Annotated in this window: 14 protein-coding genes; 4 read left to right on the top strand and 10 right to left on the bottom strand. The window is 72.8% G+C overall.

What is annotated here, in order from left to right:
• The 6 genes from LADH09A_RS11680 to LADH09A_RS11655 form a co-directional block, all read right to left on the bottom strand.
• The coding region (locus LADH09A_RS11680; RefSeq protein WP_238644910.1) for a serine/threonine-protein kinase at positions 1-485 on the bottom strand (485 nt) is incomplete at its 3' end.
• Between the two features lie 98 nt (positions 486-583).
• Positions 584-787: a pyroglutamyl-peptidase I gene (locus tag LADH09A_RS11675; protein WP_238644909.1), complete on the bottom strand. Its 204-nt coding sequence runs from the start codon at positions 785-787 to the stop codon at positions 584-586.
• A gap of 2 nt (positions 788-789) precedes the next feature.
• Entirely contained in the window at positions 790-1,833 is a 1,044-nt protein-coding gene (locus tag LADH09A_RS11670) for a LacI family DNA-binding transcriptional regulator (RefSeq protein ID WP_238644908.1), read from the bottom strand.
• A gap of 244 nt (positions 1,834-2,077) precedes the next feature.
• A complete protein-coding gene (locus tag LADH09A_RS11665; RefSeq protein WP_238644907.1) occupies positions 2,078-2,920 on the bottom strand; it encodes an SAM-dependent methyltransferase in 843 nt (280 codons plus the stop codon).
• Between the two features lie 149 nt (positions 2,921-3,069).
• Complete coding sequence (locus LADH09A_RS11660; protein WP_274529391.1) at positions 3,070-3,951, bottom strand: Sco1979 family transcriptional regulator; 882 nt, start codon at positions 3,949-3,951, stop codon at positions 3,070-3,072.
• 146 nt (positions 3,952-4,097) lie between these two features.
• Complete coding sequence (locus tag LADH09A_RS11655; protein WP_238644905.1) at positions 4,098-4,337, bottom strand: DUF397 domain-containing protein; 240 nt, start codon at positions 4,335-4,337, stop codon at positions 4,098-4,100.
• 265 nt (positions 4,338-4,602) lie between these two features.
• Between LADH09A_RS11655 and LADH09A_RS11650 the strand changes: the two genes are divergently transcribed.
• Positions 4,603-5,253, top strand: a complete 651-nt coding sequence (locus LADH09A_RS11650) for a GGDEF domain-containing protein (protein ID WP_238644904.1) — start codon at positions 4,603-4,605, stop codon at positions 5,251-5,253.
• Positions 5,254-5,292: 39 nt separating this feature from the next.
• Here LADH09A_RS11650 and LADH09A_RS11645 read toward each other — a convergent pair whose 3' ends face one another.
• Genes LADH09A_RS11645 through LADH09A_RS11635 form a run of 3 tightly spaced genes read right to left on the bottom strand, consistent with a single transcriptional unit; the run spans position 5,293 to position 7,177 of the window.
• Positions 5,293-6,315 (bottom strand): phosphotransferase enzyme family protein, encoded by a 1,023-nt coding sequence (locus LADH09A_RS11645; RefSeq protein WP_238644903.1) that lies wholly within the window; start codon positions 6,313-6,315, stop codon positions 5,293-5,295.
• A gap of 60 nt (positions 6,316-6,375) precedes the next feature.
• Positions 6,376-6,849 (bottom strand): SRPBCC family protein, encoded by a 474-nt coding sequence (locus LADH09A_RS11640; protein WP_238644902.1) that lies wholly within the window; start codon positions 6,847-6,849, stop codon positions 6,376-6,378.
• A complete protein-coding gene (locus tag LADH09A_RS11635; RefSeq protein WP_238644901.1) occupies positions 6,833-7,177 on the bottom strand; it encodes an ArsR/SmtB family transcription factor in 345 nt (114 codons plus the stop codon). The genes LADH09A_RS11640 and LADH09A_RS11635 overlap by 17 nt, the downstream gene beginning before the upstream one ends.
• 103 nt (positions 7,178-7,280) lie before the next feature.
• Between LADH09A_RS11635 and LADH09A_RS11630 the strand changes: the two genes are divergently transcribed.
• Positions 7,281-7,931, top strand: a complete 651-nt coding sequence (locus LADH09A_RS11630) for a flavodoxin family protein (RefSeq protein WP_238644900.1) — start codon at positions 7,281-7,283, stop codon at positions 7,929-7,931.
• A 22-nt stretch (positions 7,932-7,953) separates the two neighbouring features.
• Here LADH09A_RS11630 and LADH09A_RS11625 read toward each other — a convergent pair whose 3' ends face one another.
• The gene (locus LADH09A_RS11625; RefSeq protein ID WP_238644899.1) at positions 7,954-8,445 is read right to left on the bottom strand and encodes a type II toxin-antitoxin system PemK/MazF family toxin; all 492 of its coding nucleotides are present in this window, start codon (positions 8,443-8,445) and stop codon (positions 7,954-7,956) included.
• Between the two features lie 50 nt (positions 8,446-8,495).
• Here LADH09A_RS11625 and LADH09A_RS11620 point away from each other — a divergent pair, with 50 nt between their 5' ends.
• Entirely contained in the window at positions 8,496-9,011 is a 516-nt protein-coding gene (locus LADH09A_RS11620) for an NUDIX hydrolase (RefSeq protein ID WP_238644898.1), read from the top strand.
• 26 nt (positions 9,012-9,037) lie between these two features.
• Positions 9,038-10,324: a serpin family protein gene (locus LADH09A_RS11615; RefSeq protein ID WP_238644897.1), complete on the top strand. Its 1,287-nt coding sequence runs from the start codon at positions 9,038-9,040 to the stop codon at positions 10,322-10,324.
• Positions 10,325-10,343 lie beyond the last annotated feature (19 nt).

Here is a 10,343-nt window from a genome sequence, read left to right as displayed (position 1 = left end):
GCGATGCCGAAGTCGAGCACCTTGGCGCCGGTGTCGGTCAGCATGACGTTGCCGGGCTTGACGTCGCGGTGCACGACGCCGATGCGGTGCGCGGCGGCCAGCGCGGCGGCGATCTGCCCGGCCACCCGGACCGCCTCCGGCCAGGGCAGCGGCCCGGTCCGCAGTCGGTCGGCCAGGTTGTGGCCGTCGACGAGCTCCATCACCAGGTACGGGACGACGACACCGCCGGTCAGGGTCGCCTCGGCGTAGTCGTACACCTGGGTCACGTGTGGGTGGGTCAACCGGGCGGCCGCACGGGCCTCGCGCTGGATGGTGGCCCGCAGTTGCGGGTCGGCGGCGAGCTGCCCGGCGAGGACCTTGATGGCGACCGGCCGGCCGAGCACGTCGTCGTCGGCCCGCCACACCTCGGACATGCCGCCGAGACCGATCCGCTCGTGCAGTACGTAGCGGTCGTGGAGACGGAGGGTGGGCATGAAGGGTGACATGGCTTCACCAGTCTGCCTGGCCGCGCCCGACTCGACCACCCTCCGTGTCCGGGCCCACACTGTTCGTCCCGTGCGTACCAGAATGGGTTTCCTGCGGGTCAGGAACAGCGGGGGGTGGCGGGCAGCGGCCGCGGCTGGATGCGGTCGGCGAGCCGGCGCAGGGCGAGGGCGGTGGCCTGCCGGGTCGGGGTGAGCAGGGCCCGGCGGGGGTGTTCGACCTGGACCGGGGCGTCCGGTCGGGCCGAGTTGACGTGGCGGTTCATGGCGTCGAGCGCGGTGACGTATCCGGTGGGAAGTTCCATGGTCAACTCCTCGGGACAGGTCCGGTGGAGGCCCGGACGACGAGTGCGGTGGGCAGCAACACATGACCGGCCGCGGCGTCCGCGGGCGGGTCGAGCAGCAGCTCGGCGGCGATCCGGCCCTTCTCCTCGGCCGGCTGCCGGACGGTGGTGAGGCCGGCCGCGGCGGCCTCGGGGACGTCGTCGAAGCCGGTCACCGAGACGGTTGGACGATCATGCGCGGGCCGCGCGGCCAGGGCGTCCAGCACACCGAGCGCGAGGACGTCGGAGCCGGCCAGCACGGCGGTCGGCGGTGCGGGTTGGTCGAACAGCCCGGCGATGGCCGCGGCTGCTGCCGGGCGGCTGTTGCCGGGGACGTTGACCAGGGTCAGCTCGGCCCAGCCGACGCCGACCTCGGCGAAGGCGTCGGCGAACCCGGTGAGCCGACCTCGGGTGGTCGGGTGTGGCACCTGGTCGACCGCGGCCAGGGTGAGGGGGCCGGCCGGCGCGTCGGGCAGCACGGAGTCGGCCAGCAGCGCCACCCGACGGTGGCCGAGCCCGGCGACGTGCGCGGCGGCACTGTGCGCGGCGGCCCGCTCGTCGATGCCGACGAACCGTTCGTCGGCGCTGGCGTTGTCGCGGGGGGCCGTGCTGACGAACGGCAGCCCGCGTTGGCGGATGACGTCCAACGCCCATTCCTCGTCGGCGACGCAGTAGACGCAGAACCCGTCGACCGCGGCATTTTCCACTGCCCGTCGGGCGTCGGTCACGGCCGGCGGCAGCGGCACCAGCAGCATGCTCGTGCCGTGCCGCTCGGCCGCCCCACCGACCCCGGCGAGGAAGCGCACCGCGAACGGGTCGGTGAAGGCGTACGACAGTTGCGAGGTGAACAGCACTCCGATCGACCCGACGAAGCCCCGGCGCAGGGAGCGCGCGGTGGGGTTGGGGCCGGGGTACCCGAGTTGCCGGGCGGCCTCCAGGATCCGCTCACGCAGGGTTGCGGAGAGCTGGTCGGGGCGGCTGTAGGCGTTGGACACGGTGCTGCGGGAGACGCCGACGGCGTCGGCCACGGCTTGCAGTGTTGGTTTCACCGGCGCCTCTCTGCATCGATCCAGTCTGTATCGATACAGAGACTAGCCCGACCAGTCGGCGTCGGTCAATACGACAAGGACGGCGCGCCCGGCGCACCGGGCGGGAACGCCGACCGGTCAGGTCAGCCCACGCGGGCGGGAACGCCGACCGGTCAGGACAGCCCAGGCGGGAACGCCGACCGGTGAGGTCAGCCCACGCGGGCGGGAACGCCGACCGGTCAGGTCAGCCCAGGTGGGCGACGCCGCCGTACATGCTCACCTCGACCACCGACGGGCGCGGCTGCGGCTCGTTCTCCGCCCGCCACTCGGCGACCGAGGTGATGCCCGGCTCCACCACGTCGAGGTCGGTGAAGAAGCGGGTGAATTCGTCCCGGGTGCGCAGGTTGATCAGCCCGTGTGGGCCGCCACCCTTGGCCGCCGCCCGGGCCTGCTCGGCGACCGCCGGCGGAAGGTACTCGTGCGTGGCGTGCGAGGCAGCCAGCCAGCTGCCCGCCGGCAGCGCGTCGAGGAGGTGTCGCACCAACGCGTACGGGTCGTCGCCGTCGGGCACGAAGTGCAGGACCGCCACCAGCATGAGGGCGACCGGCTGGGACAGGTCGATGGTGCGCCGCAGCTCCGGGTGGGCGAGGATCCGCTCCGGGTCGCGCAGGTCGGCGTCGATGTAGGCGGTGGCGCCCTGCGGCGAGCTGGTCAAGAGCGCGCGGGCGTGGGCCAGCACGATCGGGTCGTTGTCGACGTAGACCACCCGGGACTCCGGCGCGATGGCCTGGGCGACCTCGTGGGTGTTGTCGGCGGTCGGGATGCCGGTGCCGATGTCGAGGAACTGCCGGATGCCGGCCTCGCGGGTCAGGAAGCCCACGGCCCGCTGGAGGAAACGGCGGTTCTCCAGGGCGGCCGTGCGGATCGTCGGGAAGGCTGCCGCCATCGTGTCGCCGGAATCCCGGTCGGCCTGGAAGTTGTCCTTGCCGCCGAGCCAGTAGTTGTAGCGGCGGGCGGGGTGGGCCACCGTGGTGTCGATCCGGTCGCTCGGCGAGCCAGCCGTCGTGCCCGAGGTCTCGGTGGTCATGCCTGCCTCCGCGGTGGCGTCCGTCCACTGTCGCCGGTCGTCGACCATGCTAGTGCCACCCGAGGGCCCCGCACCGCCCCGAGCCACCAGCCCCACCGCCCCGAGCCACGCCGCCCCGGCCCCACCGCCCCGAGCCGCCCGGGCGGCGGTCACGCCGGGTAGAGGTCGTCCAGCAACCGGCCGAGAATGTCCGGCGTACGCTCCGGCGGCTCGGCCTCGACGCAGAGTCGTTCCATGGCCACCGCGTAGTAGTCCAGGTCGTCACGCTTGTCGAGGTAGATGGCACTGGTGAGCTGTTCGATGTAGACGATGTCGGGCAGCTCCTGGTCGCCGAAGCGCAGGATGGTGAAGGCGCCCCCGGCGGCGGCGTGGCCACCGGCGGCGAACGGGATGACCTGGAGCCGGATGTTGGGCGACTTGGTCGCCTCGATGAGCGCGGTGAGCTGGCCACGCATGACGGCGGGGCCACCGATCGGGCGCCGCAGGGCCGCCTCGTCCACCACGGCCCAGAGCTGCGGTGGGTTCTCCCGGCGGAGCAACTGCTGACGCTGCATCCGCAGAGCGACGCGGCGGTCGATCTCGGCCGGACCAGCCGCGCCGTGCCCGAGCAGCACGACAGCGCGGGCGTAGTCCCCGGTCTGCAACAGGCCGGGGACGAACTGCACCTCGTAGGTGCGGATCAGCGCGGCCGCGGCCTCCAGGCCCAGGTACGACTGGAACCAGGTCGGCAGCACGTCGCCGTAGCGGTGCCACCAGCCGGGGCTGTTGGCGTCGCGGGCGAGCTTGAGCAGCGCGTCACGCTCGTGCTCCGCGGTGACGCCGTAGAGGGTGAGCAGGTCGGAGACGTCGCGCTCCTTGAAGCCGACCCGACCCAGCTCCATCCGACTGATCTTCGATTCGGAGGAGCGGATCTCCCAGCCGGCGCCCTCCCGGGTCACCCCGCTGGACTCCCGAAGGCGGCGCAACTGGGCGCCGAGCAGCATACGCAGCACGGTCGGCCCGGTTGTCGGGCCACCCTCGGCGGGAACCATCGTCACGTGCGGACCTCCGGACACCAACCCCCGTGACCGGGTACCTGGCCCGGCCGACGTGTAAGCATGCCATGGACCGATAGTGAGATGTACTCCTCCGCACCGGTGATTCAGTCCCGTCGCCGGGACGATCCCACTCGGGACGGTCAGTTGATGAGGTGGTCGAAATCCCCGTCGCGCGCTCCGAGCACGAAGGCGGCGATCTCGTCCACTGTGTAGATCAGCGCCGGACCCTCCGGGTGCCGTGAGTTGCGGACCGCGATGCCCGCTCCCTCGGGCAGCTCGGCGAGTTCGACGCAATTGCCGCTGGGGTTGCTGCGGCGGCTCTTCTGCCAGCTCAGCGGGGGCAACTGGTGGATCGGTACGCCATTGGGTGGCTGATGCATGAAGGCGTCTTTCTGCTCACGAGCCCGCCGGTGGCCGTGGGAGGAGCGGTGACGGCGAGGGGGTGCGGTATCGACATCGGACGGTTCTGCACGTGCATCTGCTATTGCATCTGCACCGGACGGCGAGCATGATAACGCACATGATCGGTGCCCATCCGTTCACGTTGAGTTACCCCCACAGGGGCAACCATCAGGCAAAAGTGGGCCCGACGCGGCGTGACGCGTCGACCGAGCGTTGGAGGCGGTCGCGGGGATGGGAGGGTTCGTGCCGGATCCGATGAGTGTCGCCTCCGGGATCTGCGCGGCCGGCGCCCTGCTCTCCTCCTGGCAACTACGCCGCCGGGCGGTGCGCGCCGAGGCCGAGATCGATCACCTCCAGGCCGAGCTCGCCGCCGAGCGGCACGCCGCGAGTCACGACCCACTCACCGGGCTGCCCAACCGGCGCGCCTTCTACCGTCTGGCGGCCACCCTGCTCACCGACGCGGCCGGCCAGCCGTTGATCGCGGTGGTGCTCGACCTGGACGACTTCAAGCAGATCAACGACCGCTACGGGCACGCCGCCGGCGACCAGGTGCTGATCAGTGTGGCCGACCGACTCGCCGGTTTCGCCGGGGACAACCTCGTCGCGCGCCTGGGCGGCGACGAGTTCGCCGGGCTGCTGGCCAGCCCCACCGTCGACCGGCGCTGGATCGAGCACTCCACCCGCCGACTCGCCGAGACCGTCGCCGCGCCGATCCGGCTGAACGGGTGCAGCGTCCGGGTCACCGCGTCCGTCGGGCTCGCCCCGGTGAGCGGCCCGGCGCAGCTCACCGACGCGCTCAGCCGCGCCGACGCCGCCATGTACCAGGCGAAGAGCCTCGGCGGCGCGCGGTCACCCCGGCAACTGGTCGACAGCGCTCGGTTGACCGAGCTCTGACCGTTCAGCTCGCGGGTGCGCGGAACCACGATTTTCCGCTCAGCGCCGCCGGTCGAGATCGCGCAGTGCCGCGTCGGCGAGGGTGACCAGACCCACCGGCGACACCAGCCCCCGCACGATGCCTGCCGCCCGATCCCGGTCGGCCGCCTCGGCGTCCGGGTCCAACGCCTGGCGGGTCCAGTCGCTGAGGTCGTCGAGCGCGCGGACCGCGAGGAACCACGCCAGGCGGGCCGGGTCGATGTCGAGCGGGCCGTAGCCGGCGAGCACCGCCTCCTGCTGGCGGGCGCTGATCGGCGCGAAGGCGAGCACCCCGCCCAGGACGAACATCAGGTCACACTCGGGCGGCGCGAGCACCGCGTCGTCCCAGTCGATCAGCCAGACCTGCCCGTCGGCGCCGAGCAGCAGATTGCCCAGGTGCGGATCGCCGTGGCAGACGACGCCCGAGCCGGGCCGGGCGCGCTGGTCGACGGCGAGGCGTTCGACCTCGCGGGTCAGTGAGCCCACCCGGTCGGCCACCGTGGACCACACGCCCGCCATCTCCGTGGCCAGCGGCCCGGCGAGGCCGTCCGGGTCCGGGTCGCGCAGCCGCTCGGCCACCGCGCGGGTCCCGGCCACGATCGAGGGGTACGCCGCCCCGCCCGCCGGCAACAGTCGTCGCACCTCGTCGGTCACCGGCACCGCGTGCACGGCGGCCAGCACCTCGCCGTACGCGCGCCAGTGCGCGTCGGTCATCGGGCCGTCGAGCGCCCGCTGGTCGGAGACCCAGGGCACGACCGAGAGACGGTGGTTGTCGTGTTCGACGGACAGCCGCCCGTCCCGGGCCGGCACCGGCGCGGCGATGCCCGGTACCCCCCGGCCGGCCAGGTACGCCGTCACGACCAGGCCGGCGGCAGTGCCGCCGCCGCTGAGTTTGACCGCGTACCGGGAGCCGTCGGCGGTGCGGGCCAGCCACAGCCGGGCGTGCTGGTCCGCACCGTGGGTGACCAGCTCCAGTGTGGACAGGCGCTGACCGAAGCACGCATGAACCTGCTGGGCCACCTGCCGGGCGATGTCCTCGGTCACGAGGACACCATGCCACCGGGCGGGCCATCCGCCCACCGCTTGACCGTGGCGTGGGCGGGGTCAGCGCAGTGCGGCGAGGTGCCGGTCCAGCGCGGCGTACGACTCGGCCGCCCCCTGGGTCATCCCGGAGTCGATCATGCCGTCGCGCTCCGCGGTCGTGTCGAAGCGGGTGGTGCTCGTGATGGTCGTGCGCCCGTCCTGCTCGGTGAAGACCAGCGTCTCCACCGCCACGTGGCCGGGCATGCCCTCGAACTCGAAGGTCTGCACGATCCGCTCCGGCACGACGATCTCCCGGTATTCACCGCGGAAGGCGTAGGCGTTGCCGTCCTGGGCATGCTCCACACAGCGGTAGTGGCCGCCCACCCGGAAATCGATCTCGACGTCCAGCGGGTTGCCCCGCCCCCACCAGTGCTTGAGGTGCTCGGCCTGGGTGTGCGCGGCGTAGACCAGCTCGCGTGGGGCGTCGAAGGACCGGGTGAGGGTGACCTCCCGGTCGGACGGCAGGTCGATCGTGAGGTCAGGGAGCTTGTTCATGACGGGTCTCCTTCTGCGCGCGTAGGTAGTCGTCCAAGGTGTCGTAACGCTCGTCCCAGAGGCGGCGGTACTGGTCGACCCACTCGGCGAGCGTCCGCAGCGGCGCCGGGTCGAGCCGGCACCGACGCCACTGCGCCTCCCGGGTCCGCGTGATCAGCCCGGCGCGCTCCAGCACCGCGAGGTGCTTCGAGACCGCCTGGAGGCTGACCGGGAACGGCGCCGCCAGCTCGTTGACCGTCGCGTCGCCGGTCGCGAGCCGGGCCAGGATGGCCCGACGGGTGGGATCAGCGAGTGCGGCGAACACTGCGCTGACGGGGTCTGTAGTCATCTGCTGCTTTCAACCAACTGGGTAATCAACCGACAGGTTGAATATACGGGCACCCTCCGGGTATCGGCAAGGAAGCCCATCTGACTGCCGAAAGGAACTCGACGTGGCGACCATCCGCGCCCTCGTTCTCAACTGCACCCTCAAGCCGTCACCGGGCGCGTCCAGCTCCGAGCAGCTCGGTCGGGAGGTGCTCGACGAATTGGCCGCTCAGGGCGTGGAGGGCGAACTGGTCCGGGTGGTGGACCACGACGTGCGCTTCGGCGTCTCCACCGACGAGGGCAACGGTGACGGCTGGCCGGCGATCCGCGCCAAGCTGCTGGCGGCGCAGGTGCTCATCATCGCCACGCCGATCTGGCTCGGTCAGCCATCCAGCGTGTGCAAGATGGTCCTCGAACGTCTCGACGCCGAACTCTCCGAAACCGACGACGAGGGCCGGCTCCTCACCTACGGCAAGGTGGCCGGGGTGGCCGTCGTCGGCAACGAGGACGGCGCACACCACACCATCGGCCAGGTGCAGCAGGCGCTCAACGAGGTCGGGTTCACCCTCGCCGCCGCCGCCGCGACCTACTGGGTCGGCGAGGCGCTCCAGACGGTGGACTACCGCGACGCCGGCCCCAAGCCCGACACCACCGGCCGCACCACGAAGGCCCTCGCGCTCAACACCGCGCACCTGGCGCGGCTGCTCGCCGACCGGCCGTACCCGCCGCCGGACGCGAAGGGTGCCGCGGTCGGCCCGAGCCGCGAGTCGGCCTGACCACGCCTCGCCACGACACGGGTCAGCGCCAGCCGTAGCCCATGCGCAGCGCCTGCCCGACCCGGTCGAACCGGGGCCGGTCCAACACGGCGCCCTCGCGGCGGATGCTGTCCTCGCGCATGGTGAGCACCCGGTCCAACCGGACCCAGCTCGGCCGGTTGTCCCGGTCCCACTCGCCCGGGCCGAGCGCGAACCAGTGCCGCTGCCCGTCCCGCTCACTCTGACTGGACAGCATCAGCCCGAACAGCGTCCGGCTGTGCCGCCCGACGACCAGCACCGGCCGGTCCTTGCCCTGGCCGGGATCGTCCTCGTACGGCACCCAGGTCCAGACGATCTCGCCCGGGTCGGCCTGGCCGTCGCGCTCCGGAGCGTAGGTCAGCTCCCGACGCTGCAACGCGCTCACCTGGCGGCGTCGGGCCACCTGCGCGGGGGCCGGCCCGGTGCGACGAGGCGACGGAATCACCGCGCCCACCCGGGAGATGCGAGCCGCGACATTCCTCAACAGACCAGCCACGGCGGGCAGCCTACCCGCCGCGCCGGCGGGCGGTGCGACAGACTGGCCCGATGGACGAGCTGCCCCGCGACCTGCCGATCCTGGAGCGACGCGCGGTGCGGGTCGTGGTCACCGACAGCCTGGACCGGGTGCTGCTGTTCCACACCCGCGACCCCGACCATCCCCGGCTGGGCACCTGGTGGGAGTTGCCCGGCGGCGGCATGGACCCCGGGGAGACCTATCTCGACACGGCGGTGCGGGAGCTGCACGAGGAGACCGGCATCCTCGTCACCGCCGACCAGGTGGGGGCACCGACCTGGCGTCGACGGGCGAGCTTCCTGCACCGGCAGGTGCGGCACGTCCAGGACGAGGTCGTCGTCACCGTGCGGCTCGCCGGGGCCGGACCCGACGTGGACGAGGCGCACCGGCTCGACTACGAGCTGGAGGACTACTTCGGCTTTCGCTGGTGGCCACTGCCGGAGGTGGTCGCCAGCCCGCAGCGGTTCTACCCAGGGCAGCTCCCGCGACTGATCACCGCCTTCCTCGCCGGCGAGGAGATCGACGAGCCGTTCGAGCTGTGGTCGTGAGCCGGGTCGGCGGGCAGAGTGGGGGCATGACGACCGATCTGCACGGGCCGCTCTCCGCGTACGCCGCACGGCTGCACGCCACGATCGGCGACCGGCACCACGTCGCCTCCCCGCTCGGGGCCTGGCTGCTGCTCGCGGTCTGCGCCACCGCGCCGGCCGGCTCCAGTCCCGCCGCCGCGGACCCGGTCGGCGAGGGCCCCGGTGCCGCCAACCCGGCCGCCGAGGAGTTGGCTCACGCCCTGGGCACCGATCTGGCCAGCGCCGCCGAGGTCGCCCGCGCGCTGCTGGACGCGCCGCATCCGCTGGTCCGGTCCGCCACCGCGCTCTGGCAGCGGTCGGGGCGGGGCAACGGCGGCTCAGCCGGGTGGCGGGCGGCGCTGCCCCGGACGACCGAGATCGGCGAGCTGCCCGATCAGGCCGGCCTGGACGCCTGGGCGCGCGAGCACACCGACGGCCTGATCGACACGTTCCCGCTGAAGGTCAACCCGAACGTGGTCTTCGCGCTGGCCAGCGCGCTGGCCACCCGGGTGTCCTGGGCGACACCGTTCGACGTCGCCGACGCCCGCGCGCTCGGTGCCGGCAGCCCGTGGGCGCGCGGGCTGCGCCGGGCGCTGCGCAGCCCGAGCCAGGGCCACCGCTGCGCCATCGTGTCCACCGAGCTGCTCGGTGACGTGATCGTGCACGCCGCCCCTGCCCAGACGACCGACGGCGCCGGGTTGGTGGTCCTCTCGGTGGCCGCCGACCCACAGGTGCCGCCGAGCGAGGTGCTGGCCGTCGCGTACGACCTCAGTGTCGGCGCGGCCGACGGCGCGCAACCGGCCGGGGCCCGTTCCCTGTTCGACCTGCCGCTCGGCGAGACTCCCCTGTGGACGCTGAGCGAGGAGCGGGTGCGGACCCGAGCGCGCGACGGTCGGGAGGAGCGCCACCACGCCGTCCTTCCCTGCTGGTCCGCCCGCAGCGACCATGACCTGACCGCACCGGCGCTCGGCTTCGGGGCGGCGTCGACGATGCTGGCGAGGGCACTGGGCCAACCGATCGAGACCTCCGACGCGCGGCAGGCGGCGATGGCCCGGTTCGGCCGGTACGGCTTCGAGGCGGCGGCGGTGACCGCCATGTTCGGGTTGGTCAGCCTGCCGCCCGAGGGCGTCGCCCGCACCGCCGAGCTGCGGTTCGGTCACCCGTACGCCGTGGTGGCCGTCGCCACCGACACCCGGGCGGACGGTGTCACCGGGCCGTGGCACGGGGTGCCGGTCTTCTCCGCCTGGGTCACCGAGCCCGATGAGCTGCCCGAGGCCGACGCCGCCGACCGGTAAGCAGCCCATCGACCGCAAG

It is taken from the genome of Micromonospora cabrerizensis (assembly GCF_022230955.1).
Taxonomy (GTDB): Bacteria; Actinomycetota; Actinomycetes; order Mycobacteriales; family Micromonosporaceae; genus Micromonospora; species Micromonospora cabrerizensis.
This window is presented reverse-complemented; position numbering and strand designations above follow the sequence as displayed.

Excerpts from the sequence above, each read along its gene's own strand:
- LADH09A_RS11675 (WP_238644909.1), bottom strand. The coding sequence starts at position 787 with ATGGAACTTCCCACCGGATACGTCACCGCGCTCGACGCCATGAACCGC.
- LADH09A_RS11665 (WP_238644907.1), bottom strand. The coding sequence starts at position 2,920 with ATGACCACCGAGACCTCGGGCACGACGGCTGGCTCGCCGAGCGACCGG.
- LADH09A_RS11660 (WP_274529391.1), bottom strand. The coding sequence starts at position 3,951 with ATGGTTCCCGCCGAGGGTGGCCCGACAACCGGGCCGACCGTGCTGCGT.
- LADH09A_RS11655 (WP_238644905.1), bottom strand. The coding sequence starts at position 4,337 with ATGCATCAGCCACCCAATGGCGTACCGATCCACCAGTTGCCCCCGCTG.
- LADH09A_RS11640 (WP_238644902.1), bottom strand. The coding sequence starts at position 6,849 with ATGAACAAGCTCCCTGACCTCACGATCGACCTGCCGTCCGACCGGGAG.
- LADH09A_RS11635 (WP_238644901.1), bottom strand. The coding sequence starts at position 7,177 with ATGACTACAGACCCCGTCAGCGCAGTGTTCGCCGCACTCGCTGATCCC.
- LADH09A_RS11620 (WP_238644898.1), top strand. The coding sequence starts at position 8,496 with ATGGACGAGCTGCCCCGCGACCTGCCGATCCTGGAGCGACGCGCGGTG.
- LADH09A_RS11615 (WP_238644897.1), top strand. The coding sequence starts at position 9,038 with ATGACGACCGATCTGCACGGGCCGCTCTCCGCGTACGCCGCACGGCTG.